The sequence below is a fragment of the Bacillus sp. FJAT-27251 genome (genome assembly GCF_001273925.1).
In the GTDB taxonomy this organism is placed as follows: domain Bacteria; phylum Bacillota; class Bacilli; order Bacillales; family Cytobacillaceae; genus Mesobacillus_B.
In genome coordinates this window covers 796,870-813,092 of sequence record NZ_LIGG01000001.1, presented here as the reverse complement: position 1 = coordinate 813,092, position 16,223 = coordinate 796,870, and the positions used below count along the sequence as shown (strand labels likewise).

The following is a 16,223-nucleotide window of genomic DNA, read 5'->3' as shown; positions in this document are numbered from 1 at the left end:
TCTCTCTTTTCCTTGCCTAAGCACACATATTATTTACTAACAGAAAGGTAGGGTGTTTTATGAAAAAATTCAAATTAAGTTTAGCCAATCAAATTTTTATTGGCCTTATTTTAGGGATTGTCGTGGGCGGCATTTTCTACGGAAATGAAACCGCTCAAAATGTGTTGCAGCCGATGGGCGATCTGTTTATCCGGATGATTAAAATGATCGTTGTTCCGATTGTCCTCTCAACGATTATTGTCGCCATCGCCGGAGTAGGAGATATAAAATCCGTTGGGAAGCTCGGCAGCAAATCATTGACTTATTTTATTGGCATGACAATGGTCGCCATCATGGTCGGCCTCATATCGGCTAATATCTTCCAGCCTGGTGCCGGCCTGAACATGGACAGCCTGCAGCAGAGCGACATTTCAAGCTATGTGCAGACAAATGAAGAGCAGGAAGGCAAATCGATAGCCGATACGCTTTTGCATATTGTGCCTACAAACCCGATACAGGCAATGGTTGAAGGCGATATGCTGGCGATCATCTTCTTTGCTGTTGTCTTGGGCCTTGGTATTGCCGCAATCGGCGAGACGGGAAAACCAGCACTGCGATTTTTCGAAGGCATTGCCAAAGCGATGTTCTATGTAACAAACCTATTCATGAAGTATGCGCCAATTGGCGTATTTGCGTTAATTGGTGTGACGATTTCCAAGTATGGGTTCGCCTCGCTGATTCCATTAGGCAAGCTGGCTATAACCGTATACGGAACGATGATTTTCTTTGTGGTTGTCGTGCTGGGGCTGACGGCCAAGCTTGTTGGATTCAGCATCTTCAATCTATTGAAGATGATCAAAGAAGAGCTGCTTTTGGCCTTTTCGACAGCAAGTTCGGAAACCGTGCTTCCACGAATCATGGACAAGATGGAGAAAGCGGGCAGTCCGAAACACATTGCCTCTTTCGTCATCCCGACAGGCTACTCGTTTAACCTGGATGGTTCTGTATTATATCAGGCGATTGCTTCCTTGTTCATTGCCCAAATGTTTGGCATCGAGCTAAGCATCGGACAGCAGATTACGCTGATGCTGGTGTTGATGGTGACATCGAAAGGAATGGCAGGAGTGCCGGGTGTATCCTTCGTCGTGCTCCTCGCTACCTTCAGCACGATTGGATTGCCTCCGGAAGGACTAGCTTTTATTGCCGGAATCGACCGTATTCTTGACATGGGACGCACCGCCGTGAACGTCGTCGGAAACTCCCTGGCCGCCATTGTTGTCGCCAAATGGGAAGGACAATTCAACCCTCCATTAAAAGAAAGACTGGTACAAAAAGCTTCATAATCTAAACGAGACACACCAGCAAATAGGTGATCGGCCTATTTGCTGGTGTTTTTTTGTTGGGTGATTGAAGGAGGGCGCGCTGTTCACAGGCCGGACACAGGTTTATGCAATCCAGGCAATAATTGATGCAATAACTTCAATAATTGATGCAATCCACTCAATAATTGAAGCAATTCCAAAGATAATTGATGCAATCCCCCAACCCGGGGCCTGGGGAAGTGTGCTCAACCCCCGATTTCCCCTTCCGCAAGCAAGTTCAAACCCAAAATGACCCATTTCCTCCAACCCCAGGCCCCGCAGAGAGCCTGGTTTGATAAAAATAGGTCATTAATCTTTTAAAACAAGGTTCAGAGCTTCTTAAGGTGAATCTGGCAATGCAACATGGACCCGCCGTCACAAGCTGGACACAGGTTTATGCAATCCGGCCAGTAATCGATGCAATAACTTCAATAATTGATGCAATCCACACAATAATCGATGCAATAACGACAAGAAATGATGCAATCCCCCAACCCGGGGGCTGGGGAAGTGCGTCCAACCCCAATTTCCCCCTCCACAAGCAAGTTCCAAAACCAAAATCACCTATTTCCACAAACCCAAGGCCACTCAGCGAGCCTGTTTCAATAAAATGAGTCACTAATCTTTCAAAACAAGGTTCCAAGCTTCATAGTTTTAAATCATCCAACTAAATTTTGAATATTGCCATCAATGGATTAAAATAGAGAAAGACTTTCATTTAAACAGCAATTGGGGATTGTGTATGAAAAAGTTTGTAAGGGTTTCCTTGAAGGTGAAAATCCTGAGTTTGGTTATTTTGCTGATGGTGTTTATTATCTTTACGCTGTCGTCCATCTTCATTTTCCTTAAGCTGAGTGATGATATCGTGAAGGCGAAGGAGCTGACTTTGATGTCGGCTAAAACGTATTCGTACATGCCTGTCCTCCATGATTATTTTAAAAGCGGAGAGGGAGATGAAATTGATATATTGGTCGAACAGGTCAAGCACCGGAACGAACCGCTGACCGTGTTTTTCCTGGACCGCCAGAACAATGTGTTTGCCAATACCGATGAGGAGCGGCGGTATAAGCGGCTGCACAGTCCTGATCATTATAAAGCGCTGATCTATGGAAGCTACTATGTTTTCCAGACAAGGGAAAGCGGGACGCAGGTTTTGAAAGCGGTTGTACCAATCATGGTGGATTATGGAGAGTATAAAAAAGTAGAGGGCACTGTCGTCGTCCTGTATGATATGAAGGCCATTTACCTTGGTATTTGGAAAGATATCGAAAAAGGGCTGCTGGCGTCCGCTCTCATCCTGCTGATTGGCATCTTTGGAAGCTATTTGCTGGCAAACAGCATCCGCAGGGACACTCTGAATCTTGAACCCTATGAAATTGCCGCGCTGTACCGGGAACGCAGCGCCATCCTCCAGTCCGTGAGGGAAGGAATCCTGGCGGTGGATGAAAAAGGAATCATCACGATGATGAATTCCTCGGCAAAGGAGCTGCTCGAAATCGAAAAGCCCACTAGAGGCCGTCTGTTATCGGATGTGATTGGATGCAATGAACTGTTGGGGGTCCTTGGGACCTTTGAAAAGCAATCCAACATTGAAATTCAGTATAAAGAAAGAATCATGATCATCAGCACCCAGCCAATCCAGGAAGGAAACAGGAGGATTGGGATGGTCGCCAGCTTCCGGGACCGGACGGAAATCAAGCAGATGATCGACGCGCTGTCCGAGGTTCGGCAGTATTCCGATGACCTTAGGGCCCAGGCTCATGAATTCAGCAATAAAATGTACGCGATCCTTGGGCTGCTGCAGTTGAATAAGAAGGAAGAAGCGATTGATTTTATCAAAAGCGAGACCCATATTCAAACGATGGAAGATGATGTACTCTTTTCCAAAATAAGAGATGAGAAAGTCCAGGCCATCCTGCTCGGGAAAATCGCCCAGGCGTCGGAGAAGAAAATTGAATTTGAAATCGATCCGGAAAGCTCGCTGGAGGAGCTTCCGAAAAGAATCGAGCTTTCCTCTTTGATCATTATTCTGGGAAATCTTCTCAACAATGCGTTCGAGGCCGTAAAGGGCCGGGAGAAGAGGGAGGTCTCTTTCTTTGTCACCGATATCGGCCATGATGTCATCTTTGAGGTGGTGGATACAGGCAAGGGCATCAGTGAGGAAAATGCTCCACATATTTTTCAAAAGGGCTTTTCTTTAAAAGGGGAAAACAGGGGATATGGGCTCGGAAATGTCCAGGATGAAGTGGAAGCCCTGGGCGGAAGCATTGAGTTTAATAGCAAGGAAGGCAAGGGAACCGTTTTTACCGTTTATTTGCCTAAGGGGGGGAATTCAAGTGGAAAACATTAAGGTCATCATCGCGGAGGACGATTTCCGGATTGCCCAAATACACGAGGAATATTTGCGCCAGGTGAAAGGAATGGAGCTTGTGGGAAAGGCGCTGAATGCCAAGGAAACATTGAACCTGCTCAGCGAACATAAGGCTGACTTGCTGCTGCTGGATGTGTATATGCCGGACAGGCTGGGCACGGACCTGTTAATGGAAATCCGCGAAAAGCATTCTGATATCGATATCATCTTAATCACAGCCGCCACAGATAAAGAGCATCTGAACAAAGCGCTTAAATTCGGGGTCCAGCATTATTTGATCAAGCCAGTCACGATGGAAACCTTTGTGGAGACGATGGAAAAGTATAAGCAAACCAAGAAGCTCCTGGACTCCCTGCCCGAAGTCAACCAGGAAGTGGTTAACCGCCTTTTTGGCGGCTTTGAGGCAAAAGAAGACAAGCAGGACCTTCCGGCTGGAATCGATTATCTGACGCTGAAAAAAGTGAGCAAAATCCTGAAAGAGAATGCCGGCGGACTGCCAGCGGATAAGGTTGGCGAAAAGATGGGGGCCTCCAGGACGACGGCGAGAAGGTACCTTGAATACTTGGTGAGCACCAACCAGGCCTACGTCGAGCAGGAATATGGCGTGGTCGGCCGGCCGGAACGGAATTATCATATAAAAGAATAGGAGGGAAAGCAGGAAACTGTCTTTCCTTTTTTAATAGCTGAAGGTTGATTTCACTCTCATTCAAAAAATAAAGGGAGAAAGTCCGGTTAATTCGGGAAATATCCATATTTCCCTTAAAATAAGAGGAGTTTTTCCGGTTAAAGGGATCAGAATCATGAATTTTGGCTTCATTTGAGAAGATAAGGGAAATTTCTCCCCTTATTTCTGTTTCTTAAGGTGCCTCTGCGTACAATAACCGGAAATTCTCCCCTTAATAATTTTCATGCCTTTATGGGAATCAACAATGAATAATTTTCATGCCCCTATGGGAATCAACAATGGATAATCTTCATGCCTATATCGGAATCAACAATGAATAATAACAGAGCCTTTTTGATAATACGAATGTGAACTCTGTAACAAATGAACACAATGAACAAAATAGATATTTAAATTCTTAAAACACTTATTTTTGCAAACGTTTACATAACTCATTTTCAAAATTACAATAAATTCAGAATTACACTATAAAGGGAGTGGAAACATGAAAAAACTTGGCCTTATCTTATTATCTGCATTGCTGCTGTCCGCCTGTTCTTCAGCAAAGTCGGCAACCGATGCGGAATACCCGAAGAAAAATATTGAAATCGTGGCCCCGGCAGCCCCTGGCGGCGGATGGGATCTGACGGCCCGTTCTGTCCAGAGGATTTTAAAAGATACGAAACTAGTAGAAAACAATATTAATGTCATCAACAAGCCTGGCGGCGGGGGAGAAGTAGGGTGGAACTACCTTTCCAAAAAGGACTCCCATAATCTCTCGGTGAACTCTAGTTTGCTTTTAACCAATAACCTGCTCGGGCAAAGCAAGCTCACCTATAAGGATTTCACGCCTTTGGCCACACTTGCAACAGAATGGCTGGCCATCGCGGTACCAGTTGATTCTCCTTATGAAGACATCAATGCGCTGATGGATCAGATAAAAAAGGATCCGAAATCCGTTAAAGTCGGCTTAGGGCCGGGATTAGGGAATAATGACCACTTATCATTCGTCCAGGCGGCCGGCCTCAAAGACATCAATGCAAGAGACTTGAATTTCCTTGTCTATGATGGCGGGGGCGGAGATGTGGTCACGGCTCTGTTAGGAAAGCATGTGGATGCGATTACGACCTCCTTATCGGAAGTGAAGGAACAGCATCTGGCTGGGAAGCTGAAAATTTTGGTGCTGTCTGCGGACGAGAGGCAGGAAGAGCTTGAAGAAGTGCCTACCCTGCAGGAAGAAGGAATCGACATGGTGTTCCCGCACTGGAGAGGAATCATGGGGCCGCCGGATATGACCGAGGAAGAAGTCAAGTATTGGGATGAGAAACTTGCAGCCATGGCCGAAACGGAAGAGTGGAAGGAATTGCTGGAAAACAACGACTGGGAAGATTTCTATCAAAATAGCAGCAAAACGAAAGAATTCATGGCAGAACAAGAGAAATTGTATACAGACCTGATTGACGAATCCGGGCTCGTTCAATAAAGGAGTGAATGTGGATGAAAGCCGTTAAGCTTGGAATGCCGATTGCGATGATTCTCATCGCTCTCACTTTTCTGATCAGCTCCTTTTCGATTCCCAGGGCCAACCTGGGAAATGCCAATGGACCATTGTATTTTCCGATTGGCCTGAGCATTCTTATGCTGGTCCTCTCCTTGATCTACTTTTTAAAAGAGTTGAAAACATTGAATGAGGAGAACGAAAAAGTCAAAGCGCTCTTCGAGGGCAGGACCTTGAAGCTGATCGGAGTCACCATCGCTCTTGGAGTGTTGTACGCCTTTATTTTCGAAACCCTGGGATTTTTCATCTCCACCATTATCTACCTGGGGGGACTGTTGTTTTACGTGAACGGAGTGAAAAAGTGGCTGGTCAACCTGATTGTGACCTTCGTCTTTTCCTTCATCACCTGGTACGGCTTTAGTCAATTATTAGGAGTAAGTTTACCATAGGAAAGGAGGTGGCCAGGCAACATGGAAGCATTCTTGCAAGGGCTTGATACCGTATTGGAGCCCATGAATATTTTTTGGATTGTGATTGGTGGATTTTTAGGCACGATCGTGGGCATGCTTCCCGGACTGGGACCGGCAACCGCGGTGGCCGTCCTCATTCCGGTGACATTTGGAATGGATCCGACTTCTGCCATCATCCTCATGGCGGCCATCTATTATGGCGCGATGTATGGCGGGTCCAGAAGCTCGATCCTCTTGAACACGCCGGGGGACGGATCGGCGATTGCCGCGACGTTTGATGGCTACCCGATGGCCCAGAAAGGACAGGCCGGGCAGGCGATGGCCATCTCGGCGGTCGCCTCCTTCATCGGCGGCATCCTCGCCACATTCGGTTTTGTCTTCCTGGCAGAACCATTGGCCAACTTCGCGCTGAAATTCGGGCCGGCCGAGTATTTCCTGCTCATGCTGCTGACGCTGTCCGCGATTGTCTCGCTGTCGATCGGCAAGATGGTCAAAGGGTTCATCGCGATGAGCCTTGGACTCTTGATCGCAACCATCGGCATTGACCCGCAGACAGGGATCCACCGTTTTACAATGGATATTCCGCACTTGAGCGAAGGAATCGAATTCCTGATTGTCATCATCGGGGTCTATGCGGTCGGCGAAGTGTTTTACAACTATTTGAGCATTGATAAAAAGATGAAAGAAAAGCAAAAAATGGGGAAAATCTGGTTTACAAAGGACCAGTGGAAGCGGTCGAAATGGCCGATTCTCCGCAGTGCCCCGCTCGGTTTCCTCGTCGGTGTCCTGCCGGGAGCTGGCGGCTCGATTGCGTCGATGATCAGTTATTCAACCGAAAAGCAGCTGTCGAAAAAGCCGGAGGAATTTGGGAATGGGGCCGTCGAAGGCTTGGCCGCTCCGGAGTCCTCTAATAATGCCGCCTCCGTAGGTGCGATGATCCCGCTTTTGACGATGGGGATCCCTGGTTCAGGCACCACCGCTGTCATGCTCGGAGCTTTGATCATGCTTGGGGTAAGGCCTGGGCCGATGCTGTTCGAAAATGACCCGGGCATGGTATGGGCGTTCATCAACTCGATGTTCATCGGAAATGTAGCGCTTGTGATCATGAACATCCTGCTGGTCGGCCTGTTGGTCAAAGTCCTGGATACACCGGCAAAGGTACTCTACCCAATCATCATCATGCTGGCATTTATCGGTACGTACACTCTAAGCTACAGCACGATGGACTTTTTCCTGCTCTTATTATTTGGCATCATTGGGCTGTTCATGAAGATGATGGACTTTCCGATTGCGCCGCTCGTGCTGGCCATCATTGTCGGGGGAGACATGGAACAGAATTTCAGGATGGCGCTGACCTCTTCAAACGGCAGCCTGGGCATTTTCTTCTCATCCGGCATTTCCATTGCCCTGATCGTCATCACGGTGCTGTCCCTCTGTTATCCATTGCTCATCAAACTGCTTAAAAAGAAACAAAATGACGGCAATGACGATGCCATGTCTGCTTAGCCTTATGAAAGGTAGAGTCCACCAGCACCAATGGTGGACTTTCCTGCTTTAAGAAGGGGTACTTCTGATGAAAAAAAGAATTCTACTTGCAATTGCGGGCCTGCTGTACCTGGGCTTTTTCCTGCTTCCTTTCGATAGCGATATCAAGGTCCAGGCCCTGGTGGCCCTCGTCATCATTCAAATTTTATGGGTGGGGAATGTCTTCCCGCTCGCCTACAGCTCGCTTTTGGTGATGCTGCTGTTCTCTTTCCACTTTTTATCGTATGAAGAAACGCTGTCCTATATGGGCTCCGACGTCGTCTGGCTGCTGTTCGCCATGTTCGTGATGTCACGGGCGTTCATCGACACAGGCCTGGCCGACCGGCTCTCGCTTTCCATCTTGAAAGGGTCCCGCGGCGCAAGCAAGGCGCTCATCTTCATTTCATTCGTCCTGTCGTTTGTGCTGTCCATCCTGGTGCCTTCCAATGTCGGAAAGGCAGGCCTTCTCGCTTCCGTTCTCGATAGCCTGGTCAGGAGCCTGAAAGCGGTCAATTCTGTCAGCAATCTCGGGAAATCCCTGTTTATCGGTATTACTTATCTGATTCCGATAACCGGTGCTTTCATTGCAACCGGGGCGAGCTCCACGATTTATGCCTACAGCCTCTTTTCGGAAATCGGCCCAAGCATCCATTATTTAGAGTGGATCCTCCTGTTCGGCGTGCCAATCCTCGTGTTCTCCGGGCTGCTTTGGCTGGTGTTCATCCTGATGTTCCCGCCTGAAGAAATCAATAAGGAACATCTTTTGCTGCTGATCGACGAGAAAATGGCCGAGCTGGGGAAGATGAGTGTAAGGGAAAAGAAGATGCTGGGAATCATGGAGGTGACCTTGATTCTCTGGGTCTTTCAAAATGTCCATGGCTACTCGATTCCGCTCATCGGCCTCCTGGGTGCCTGCCTGACCGTCTTCCCCGGAATCGGCGTCTGGAAATGGGAACAGGCGCGGAAGGCGGTGAACTGGGATATTGTCCTGTTCTTTGCCTCCACCCTGATGGTATCGGGGATGCTGCTGGGCACGGGGACGATCGACTGGCTGGCGGGTTATTTGAATAGCATCCTCGCTGGACAGTCACCAATGATGATTGTGCTCATTCTGATTGTGTTAACGGCATTGATGAGGATCATGTTCGTCAATGTGCTTGGCTTTCTGGCGATCATGCTGCCGATCGCCATATCGCTGGGCGATACGCTGATTGGTGTGAGTGCCCTGACGCTGGCGAAAGCCGTGTTTCTCGCCGGAATCCCAGGGTTTTTCTTTATCACCCAGTCACCGGTCCACATCATCGCCTATTCCTATGGGCATTTTACCGAGAGGGACCTGTTTCGGGCAGGGGTGGTTTCCGCGCTTCTCTGGATTGGCGTGATTTTGGGGTCGTTTTTGGTTTATTGGTAGGGGGGAGGAAGCTCCATTTTCGTTAAACCTTGGGCTTGGGATAAAGCGCGTGACCCGTTACGAAGCGACCAACTCGATTTTTAAAAGATTAATGACCTATTTTCATTAAAACAAGCTCACTAGGGGTCTGTGTTTTAATGAAATAGGTCATTTTGCCTTTGATCTTGCTTGTTGTGCACCCCCCTCGCCCCGGGATTGACGGATTGCATCAATTATTGCCGGGATTGCATCAATTTTCGCGGTTATTGCATCGATTCTTGAGGTTATTGCATCAATTATTGGAGTTATTCGCCAAACAGGTGTCCAAAGTGTGAACACCGGGCATTATAACGCAAGTCAGCCAATAAAAAAGACCGCAGGCAATTCAAGATTGCCTGCAGTCATAGATTCTATTTAACCACTGCACTCGCAGCCGCATACTTCGCCGCCTGCTCACCCGAAACCTTCCCAAACACCGACCCGGACATCAAACCGGAACCGCCTGGGTAGTTTTTATAAAAGATGCCTCCGACCATTTCACCGGCTGCGAACAGTCCCTGGATGGGCTCCTGGTTCTCGCCGAGCACTTCGCCATTGGTGTTCACATGCAGGCCGCCAAAGGCGAAGGTGATGCCGCATGTGACCGGGAACGCATAGAAAGGTCCTTGTTCTACCCGCAGCGCCCAGTTCGTCTTGGCTGGGGAAATGCCCTTGGTGGACTTGCCGTCTTTTACCGACGGATTGTATTCGCCGTCCTGCACACTGTCATTGTATTCCGCGATCGTCTGCAAAAATTGCTCTTTCTCAACAGGAAGCTGCTCAACCAGCGCTTCAAGCGTATCGGCCTCATACACAGTCGCTTCTTCCAAATTGTATTCTTTGCGCAGCAGTGGCCTAACCTGGGAGTCGAAAATCTGGTAGGCAACATGTCCCGGCTGCTTTAAAATTTCGCGGCCGTACTTGGCATAGGTGTAGTTCCGGAAGTCCGCGCCTTCATCGACAAAGCGGTAGCCGTCCTTGTTCAGCATGATGCCAAGCGGGTAGGAATGCTTTTTGAAAATATCGCCCGGCTTGGTGAAATCGCCAACCTTTGGAACATTCGCATCGGTACCGATCGAATGGCAGCCAGCCCACTCGCCAAACGTCTGGGCTCCAACTTCTGTCGCCATCTTCAGGCCGTCACCTGTATTGAACTCGGTGCCGCGCACAATCGCCGCTTCCCACTCACTTCCAAGATGCTTCGAACGCATTTCCTTGTTGGCCTCAAAGCTTCCGCAGGCAAGCAGGACACTTTTCGCCTCCACGGTGATTTCCTGGCCTTGTTTCCGAACGGCCACACCTGTAATCCTGTTTTCATTGGTGACCAGTTTGGTCGCTTCCGCCTCATACCAGACAACAATGCCAACTTCCTTGGCGCGCTGGAAGAGAGCGCGCATCAGGCCGATGCCTTTTTCCTTCGTTTTGACAGGAAGTCCGCCCCAGAAGTGGATTTTATCATCCTTCTTAAAAGACTGGTTATCATAGTTCAGCTCGAACTCCACGCCTTGCTCCCGCATCCAGACGATGGTTTCATACGATTTGGAGACAAGCTGAGTGGCGAGCTCCGGCTGGCTCTGGCCTTCGGTTACCCTCATCAGGTCATCATAATAATCGGAAGCACTGTATTCCGGCATCACGATGATGCTTGCTTCTTCATCCGACAGTTCCGGCATGATCTTCCTGATGGCCTCCAGATCATTGTAGGCAGTGCGGATCGCTCCATCGGTAAAATATGAATTGCCGCCGCGCTTATGTTCAGGTCCTTTTTCCAGCACCAGTACACTCGCTCCGTTTTTCTTTGCCGAAATGGCCGCACACAGCGCTGCGTTCCCAGCTCCTACCACTACTACATCATAGTTAGACAAGTGAGTTCCTCCTCGTAATTATTTATGTATTTTTACTATTTACATCTTTATTTTATTGGTAATATTGATATAAATAAAATATGGATATTTTATGATTTACGATAAAATATTTTTATAACTAGAAGGGAGGGGTAACAATGGACGAAAAGGACTGGCGCATGCTCCAGACCATTTATCAGGAGCGGAATATCACCAAGGCAGCGGAACAGCTGTATATATCCCAACCTTCGCTGACCTATAGGATCAAGCAGCTGGAGCGGGAGTTCGGAGTCAAAATTCTGTCGCGGAAAAAGCGGGGCGTCGATTTCACCGCAGAAGGAGAGTACTTGGTTTCCTATGCGGAGAACATGCTTCGGCAATTGAGGGAGACAAAAGACTATCTGAATAACCTGGACAATACAATCAAAGGAACTCTGAGGCTCGGCGTCTCACAAACGTATGCCAGGTATGAACTTCCCCAGGTGCTGGCGCAGTTTTTGGCACAGCATCCCGAAGTTGATCTTGATGTGAGAACAGGGTACAGCCAGGAAGTACTGCAAATGATGCAGCAGGAAGAGATAAGCGTTGGCATTGTCCGTGACCCTTATGACTGGAAGGGGCCCAAGGCGTTGATGGGGGACGAAGGGATATATCTGGTTTCAAAAGATGAAATCGATATGAAGAAGCTGCCTTACCTGCCAAGAATTGATTACAGGACCGACTTTTCCCTGAAAAACAGAATCGACAAGTGGTGGAAGGCATCCTTCGAGCAGCCTCCCAAAGTCGCGATGAGAGTCGACCTCATCGATACATGCCGGGAAATGGTACATCAAGGATTGGGATACGCCATTTTGCCGGAAATTTGTTTAAAAGACAGCAGTGACCTGCATCGCTATGAACTTATAATCGGCAGTGAAAAACTGACACGCCAAACATGGCTGCTGTTCGATGAAAACTCCTCCGATCTTTCGGTGGTGGATGCCTTTATTKGGTTTATTCAGGAGCGGGAGCGAGAAGGGTCAGCCGGTAAGGCATAAACGCACGAATGAGTAGCGGCAATGTCACAGGCTGGACACAGGTTTATCGATAAAACACGATTATTGATGCATAAACCTGGATGATTGAAGCATAAATCCCATTCAATGAAGCATAACCTGCTCTGAATGAAGCATAAACCCTGGCACACCGGCAAAACCGGTACCAAAGCAAGCCTTGGGTGTACCAGGCCAGGCTTTTCCCCGGGTTCAAAACCAAAATGACCTATTTCCACCAACCCCACGGCCCCAAAGCGAGCCTGATTTGATAGAAATAGGTCATTAATCTTTTAAAACTAGGATCAGAGCTTCATAAGGTGGATCTGGCAATGCGCCGTGGACCAGGCTGTTCACTGGCTGGACACAGGTTTATGCAATCCCGGCAATAATCGATGCAATAACTTCAATAATTGATGCAATCCACTCAATAATTGAAGCAATTCCCAAGATAATTGATGCAATCCGCCAACCTGGGGCCGGGAGGAAATGCAGCCAAACCCCAATTTCCCCCTCCACAAGCAAGTTCAAAACCAAAACGACCTATTTCCATCAACCCCACGGCCCCAAAGCGAGCCTGGTCTGATGAAAATAGGTCATTTTATCTTGTAAATCAAGGTTCCCAGCTTCGTGAATAGCAATGTGCTAATAGATTTGCACCAACAAAAACAACAAAAAACTCATATACCGACAAAAAACAAAGAATCCTGTCGAAAGAGTTTAATGAGGGCGAAAGAATGGGTATGAAAAAGCAAAAAGCCACCTTGCTGGCGGGCAAGGCGGCGATTCTGCGACTCTAGTAAAGTCTCTTATAGCTATCAAAATGCTTTTTGTAATACGTATCATTTACACTGGTAATCCGCACTCCGCTGTTGTCGGCGTGGATGAATTGGTTGTTGCCGAGATAGATTCCGAGGTGCGAGATTCCTTTTTTGTAAGTGCCTTCGAAGAAGATCAGGTCGCCTGGCTGCGGCTTGTCCACGTAGTAGGACCGGTTGAAGTAGCCTTCAGCCGAGGTACGCGGCAGGTTTTTGCCTGCTTTCTGGAACACGTAATGAATGTAGCCGCTGCAATCGAATCCTCCTGGCGCAGATCCGCCCCATACATACTTGGTGCCGATATGTGCTTTCGCTTCGGCGATCAGCTTGTCCACCTGGCTGGAGCCAGTGCTCGCCTGGACCACCGTGGCCGTTTGGCCTGCCGTTTTGGCAGGGGTGGACGAGACAACAGAACTTTGTCCAGAAACCTTTAAGGTTTTGCCGGCATAAATTATATGAGAGTTCAAATTGTTCAATGACATCAGTTCGGCCACACTCATCTTATGCTGCAGGGCGATCTTGCTTAGCGTATCGCCTGGCTTGATGGTGTACACCGAAGACTGGGCAGGTGCAGCAGCAGGCTGGGATGGCTGTGACACGGCAGGCTGCGTTGCAACGGGCTGTACCGGCTGGGAAGGAACCTGCTCCTGGCTTGGCTTGGAAACGGTAAAAACCTGTCCAGGGAAAATCAAATCAGAGTTCAGATTATTCCAGGCCCTCAAGTTGGCCAGGGATATGCTATGTTTGGCGGCAATCCCGCTCAAGGTGTCGCCGCTGACAACTCGATATGTAGCAGCCTTTGGTGCACTTTGCGCAGTTGTCGAAACAGTGGCCTTTGTGCTTGCTAGTGAGGCCGCGCTTGCTGTAGCGGCCGGCTGGCTCGCTACCTTCAGTTTCTGGTTCACAAAAATCAGGTCGGAGCTTAACCCGTTCCACTTTTTCAAGTCTGCTACTTTCGTATTATGCTTGATGGCGATGTGAGAGAGGGTATCTCCTTTTTTTACAGTGTATGTATCAGCAAAAACATTCGTGGCAAACGTAGACGATAGGACCGCGGCCGTGGCTAGGGCGGTGACTTTTTTCTTCATTTTTTGATCATTCACTCCTCTGGCAACATTTAAGTATCTACATTTTACCATATGAGGATATACGTGGGGGCCGAATTCGTCAATTTCTATTAAATTAACATAAAATTTTCAGAGAATTAACTGGAAAACTATTTACATTTACTTTGGCAACCACTAGAATGATGTCATAAAATAGGGAGGATTAGGAGAATTGGAGAAAAATAAAAGCGAGATTATCTTCTCTCAAGAGCAGTTCTTCGATCTTATGAAGCGATTTTATGAGAAGGGAATCCAGGAAGAAGAAATCACCGTCCAGAAATGGCTGGACGAGTTCAAGCTGGACATTCAGAATGCCACGGGGAAATAAACAGGACGCCAGGAATCGACACAGGATTCCTGGCGTTTTTTTTGATATTAAACCTTTTCTACTATCTGCCGATAATAAACATGGGGCATTCCCGGAAAAGGGAATAAGCAATGGCAAAATCACTGAAAAGTGGTGACGCAAAACTATAGGGGCCTCCGTGAATCCACAAGGCCAGCCAGCTGCCATCAAATAGCAAAGGAGAATGTTTGATGTCAAAAAGTTATTTCCTCACTCCCGAGGAGCGGTTTGTCAAAAAGAAAAGAGCCAAAAACCTGCTTTATGTCTCTTTCTTTTTAGCGACCATCTTTCTCAGTGCGATCATGACGGTTGCAGCCAATTCATTGTAAAAGAAGCGATGCCTGATACATAAAGGCATCGCTTTTTTCATGAAAACCACAGGAAAGCTCTATAGTGCCAAAACAATTAAAATTTTTCGAAAAACAACTATCGGTACCAAAGTATGAAAAGTCCATTTACCCTGTTCTCAATGTATTAAACTGGTAAATAAGAATTATTTAACAGGAACGTCACCACAATATACAGCTAAATCCCTACTTTCTTACCAAGGCAAAAGCCGGTGTCGCAATCCGTCGAATTCCAGTATTATGAATTTGTTACATATTTAAGGCAAAACCATTGAAAAATGGTGACGCAAAGCTTCAGGGGCCTCCGTGAACCACAAGGCCAGCCAGCTGCCATCAAATAGTGAAGGAGAATGTTTGATGCCAAAGAGTTACTTCATAACGCCAGAGGAACGATTTGCAAAGAAGAAGCGTGCGAAAGCGATGATTTATGCTGCCTTCTTTTTGCTGACCATCTTCCTTTCTGCGGTCATGACCATCGCAGCCAACCAATTATAAAAAAAGCGATACCGCAAAAGGTATCGCTTTTTCTTAGTGTGCAATAAAGTAATCTGCCAGATATTCGGCCCATAAAAGATGTCCCTGTTCGTTCGGGAGGGTGGTCTTGTCCTTGGTCACCAGGTAATCATTCAGGTCCTTGCTGTCCTGCTCGGGCCATTCTCCCCAGTGGTCAAGATAGGGTAACCCACGCTTTTCGGCATGCTTTTTCAACGCATCCACCTGGATTGGATAATAGCTTGCGTTATAGAGTGGATGCGGCGGCTGGACAATCAGCACATGCTCCGGGTTCGCTTCCTGCAAGCCAGAGGCGATTGTATCCAGGTGCTCGTGGGAGTGGCTGATCATCACATTCCCATTGTCCATCAGAGTGAACGGCTCAAGAAGCGTCAGGTCTGGGCGGGTTTCCACGAGCTCATCCAAATGACCGTTCTCGATAAACTGAGCGGAAGTAGTGTCATAGCTTTTAACGATGACGTCCAAATGCTCGCCAAAGGCCGATTCAAGCTCAGCCTTCAGTTTGCTGCTCCAGCCAGCCTCTTCTGTCCCAAGGGCAGGAGATCCGGCAATCAGGATGGTGAAGGGCGAGCCGTCGGCCAGGGATTTCTCGAATTGCTGCTGCGCCTCCTCCGGCCAGTTCGCCGTCAGAGATAAAAGATCGGAAGTGTTAACCTTAGGTTCCTCAGCCGGCACAGGATCAGACGCGGCCCGGACACCAGGGGGATCAGCCGATACAGCGGTCTTTTCCTTCCAGTGCTGGTTGCCTGCAATCAAAAGCGCGGCACAGCCAAGGGCAAGAAGGCCAACAATTACGTTTTTCATGAATGAGATCTCCTCACTTCTAGTGAATTGTAAATAATTCCATTTGTAATATCTCCCTTTCAAGAAACTAGACAGCGGTTTACAATGGTAGAGATTAGGGAATATTACTTGTTTGTTA

Annotated in this window: 17 protein-coding genes and 2 riboswitches; of the genes, 12 read left to right on the top strand and 5 right to left on the bottom strand. The window is 47.9% G+C overall.

Annotation, left to right across the window (positions count from 1 at the left end; all coding sequences use genetic code 11):
- Window positions 1-59 precede the first annotated feature (59 nt).
- A complete protein-coding gene (locus ADU22_RS03840; protein ID WP_053360992.1) occupies window positions 60-1,322 on the top strand; it encodes a cation:dicarboxylate symporter family transporter in 1,263 nt (420 codons plus the stop codon).
- 102 nt (window positions 1,323-1,424) lie between these two features.
- Here the strand turns inward: ADU22_RS03840 and ADU22_RS24560 are convergent, their stop codons facing one another.
- Window positions 1,425-1,598, bottom strand: a complete 174-nt coding sequence (locus tag ADU22_RS24560; protein ID WP_156324313.1) for a hypothetical protein — start codon at window positions 1,596-1,598, stop codon at window positions 1,425-1,427.
- A gap of 98 nt (window positions 1,599-1,696) precedes the next feature.
- Between ADU22_RS24560 and ADU22_RS24555 the strand changes: the two genes are divergently transcribed.
- The 7 genes from ADU22_RS24555 (at window position 1,697) to ADU22_RS03810 (ending at window position 9,278) form a co-directional block, all read left to right on the top strand.
- Entirely contained in the window at window positions 1,697-1,954 is a 258-nt protein-coding gene (locus ADU22_RS24555; RefSeq protein ID WP_156324312.1) for a hypothetical protein, read from the top strand.
- A 128-nt stretch (window positions 1,955-2,082) separates the two neighbouring features.
- Window positions 2,083-3,690, top strand: coding sequence for a sensor histidine kinase (locus ADU22_RS03835; RefSeq protein WP_053360991.1), 1,608 nt, complete (start codon window positions 2,083-2,085; stop codon window positions 3,688-3,690).
- Entirely contained in the window at window positions 3,677-4,357 is a 681-nt protein-coding gene (locus tag ADU22_RS03830; protein WP_231687841.1) for a response regulator, read from the top strand. The genes ADU22_RS03835 and ADU22_RS03830 overlap by 14 nt, the downstream gene beginning before the upstream one ends.
- A 523-nt stretch (window positions 4,358-4,880) precedes the next feature.
- Window positions 4,881-5,858 (top strand): tripartite tricarboxylate transporter substrate binding protein, encoded by a 978-nt coding sequence (locus ADU22_RS03825; protein WP_053360990.1) that lies wholly within the window; start codon window positions 4,881-4,883, stop codon window positions 5,856-5,858.
- A gap of 14 nt (window positions 5,859-5,872) precedes the next feature.
- The gene (locus tag ADU22_RS03820; protein ID WP_053360989.1) at window positions 5,873-6,322 is read left to right on the top strand and encodes a tripartite tricarboxylate transporter TctB family protein; all 450 of its coding nucleotides are present in this window, start codon (window positions 5,873-5,875) and stop codon (window positions 6,320-6,322) included.
- A 21-nt stretch (window positions 6,323-6,343) separates the two neighbouring features.
- Entirely contained in the window at window positions 6,344-7,849 is a 1,506-nt protein-coding gene (locus ADU22_RS03815; protein WP_053360988.1) for a tripartite tricarboxylate transporter permease, read from the top strand.
- 67 nt (window positions 7,850-7,916) lie between these two features.
- A complete protein-coding gene (locus ADU22_RS03810; RefSeq protein WP_053360987.1) occupies window positions 7,917-9,278 on the top strand; it encodes an SLC13 family permease in 1,362 nt (453 codons plus the stop codon).
- 389 nt (window positions 9,279-9,667) lie between these two features.
- On the opposite strand, the gene tcuA is transcribed toward ADU22_RS03810, so the two are convergent.
- On the bottom strand, window positions 9,668-11,161 hold the full coding sequence (gene tcuA, locus ADU22_RS03805) for an FAD-dependent tricarballylate dehydrogenase TcuA (protein ID WP_053360986.1): 1,494 nt from the start codon (window positions 11,159-11,161) through the stop codon (window positions 9,668-9,670).
- Between the two features lie 137 nt (window positions 11,162-11,298).
- Between tcuA and ADU22_RS03800 the strand changes: the two genes are divergently transcribed.
- The gene (locus tag ADU22_RS03800) at window positions 11,299-12,177 is read left to right on the top strand and encodes a LysR family transcriptional regulator (RefSeq protein ID WP_053360985.1); all 879 of its coding nucleotides are present in this window, start codon (window positions 11,299-11,301) and stop codon (window positions 12,175-12,177) included.
- A 366-nt stretch (window positions 12,178-12,543) separates the two neighbouring features.
- Here ADU22_RS03800 and ADU22_RS24550 read toward each other — a convergent pair whose 3' ends face one another.
- Together ADU22_RS24550 and ADU22_RS03795 are read right to left on the bottom strand one after the other, a co-directional pair.
- Window positions 12,544-12,702, bottom strand: coding sequence for a hypothetical protein (locus ADU22_RS24550; protein ID WP_156324311.1), 159 nt, complete (start codon window positions 12,700-12,702; stop codon window positions 12,544-12,546).
- Between the two features lie 265 nt (window positions 12,703-12,967).
- On the bottom strand, window positions 12,968-14,077 hold the full coding sequence (locus ADU22_RS03795) for a C40 family peptidase (RefSeq protein ID WP_053360984.1): 1,110 nt from the start codon (window positions 14,075-14,077) through the stop codon (window positions 12,968-12,970).
- Between the two features lie 190 nt (window positions 14,078-14,267).
- On the opposite strand from ADU22_RS03795, the gene ADU22_RS24545 reads away from it, so the two are divergent.
- The 3 genes from ADU22_RS24545 to ADU22_RS24535 all read left to right on the top strand — a co-directional run bounded on the left by ADU22_RS24545 (window position 14,268) and on the right by ADU22_RS24535 (window position 15,283).
- On the top strand, window positions 14,268-14,423 hold the full coding sequence (locus ADU22_RS24545; RefSeq protein ID WP_156324310.1) for a YwzD family small protein: 156 nt from the start codon (window positions 14,268-14,270) through the stop codon (window positions 14,421-14,423).
- 102 nt (window positions 14,424-14,525) lie between these two features.
- Window positions 14,526-14,610, top strand: a riboswitch (cyclic di-GMP riboswitch).
- A gap of 22 nt (window positions 14,611-14,632) precedes the next feature.
- Window positions 14,633-14,770: a hypothetical protein gene (locus tag ADU22_RS24540; RefSeq protein WP_156324309.1), complete on the top strand. Its 138-nt coding sequence runs from the start codon at window positions 14,633-14,635 to the stop codon at window positions 14,768-14,770.
- A 269-nt stretch (window positions 14,771-15,039) separates the two neighbouring features.
- Window positions 15,040-15,123, top strand: a riboswitch (cyclic di-GMP riboswitch).
- Window positions 15,124-15,145: 22 nt separating this feature from the next.
- Window positions 15,146-15,283, top strand: a complete 138-nt coding sequence (locus tag ADU22_RS24535; RefSeq protein ID WP_156324308.1) for a hypothetical protein — start codon at window positions 15,146-15,148, stop codon at window positions 15,281-15,283.
- 33 nt (window positions 15,284-15,316) lie between these two features.
- Here ADU22_RS24535 and ADU22_RS03790 read toward each other — a convergent pair whose 3' ends face one another.
- Entirely contained in the window at window positions 15,317-16,105 is a 789-nt protein-coding gene (locus ADU22_RS03790) for an SGNH/GDSL hydrolase family protein (RefSeq protein WP_053360983.1), read from the bottom strand.
- Between the last annotated feature and the right edge of the window lie 118 nt (window positions 16,106-16,223).

What these genes read in the sequence shown, in the direction of transcription:
- ADU22_RS03840 (WP_053360992.1), top strand. Translation starts at nt 60, where the DNA reads ATGAAAAAATTCAAATTAAGTTTAGCCAATCAAATTTTTATTGGCCTT.
- ADU22_RS24560 (WP_156324313.1), bottom strand. Translation starts at nt 1,598, where the DNA reads ATGGGTCATTTTGGGTTTGAACTTGCTTGCGGAAGGGGAAATCGGGGG.
- ADU22_RS24555 (WP_156324312.1), top strand. Translation starts at nt 1,697, where the DNA reads ATGCAACATGGACCCGCCGTCACAAGCTGGACACAGGTTTATGCAATC.
- ADU22_RS03835 (WP_053360991.1), top strand. Translation starts at nt 2,083, where the DNA reads ATGAAAAAGTTTGTAAGGGTTTCCTTGAAGGTGAAAATCCTGAGTTTG.
- ADU22_RS03825 (WP_053360990.1), top strand. Translation starts at nt 4,881, where the DNA reads ATGAAAAAACTTGGCCTTATCTTATTATCTGCATTGCTGCTGTCCGCC.
- ADU22_RS03820 (WP_053360989.1), top strand. Translation starts at nt 5,873, where the DNA reads ATGAAAGCCGTTAAGCTTGGAATGCCGATTGCGATGATTCTCATCGCT.
- ADU22_RS03815 (WP_053360988.1), top strand. Translation starts at nt 6,344, where the DNA reads ATGGAAGCATTCTTGCAAGGGCTTGATACCGTATTGGAGCCCATGAAT.
- ADU22_RS03810 (WP_053360987.1), top strand. Translation starts at nt 7,917, where the DNA reads ATGAAAAAAAGAATTCTACTTGCAATTGCGGGCCTGCTGTACCTGGGC.
- ADU22_RS03795 (WP_053360984.1), bottom strand. Translation starts at nt 14,077, where the DNA reads ATGAAGAAAAAAGTCACCGCCCTAGCCACGGCCGCGGTCCTATCGTCT.
- ADU22_RS24540 (WP_156324309.1), top strand. Translation starts at nt 14,633, where the DNA reads ATGTCAAAAAGTTATTTCCTCACTCCCGAGGAGCGGTTTGTCAAAAAG.
- ADU22_RS24535 (WP_156324308.1), top strand. Translation starts at nt 15,146, where the DNA reads ATGCCAAAGAGTTACTTCATAACGCCAGAGGAACGATTTGCAAAGAAG.
- ADU22_RS03790 (WP_053360983.1), bottom strand. Translation starts at nt 16,105, where the DNA reads ATGAAAAACGTAATTGTTGGCCTTCTTGCCCTTGGCTGTGCCGCGCTT.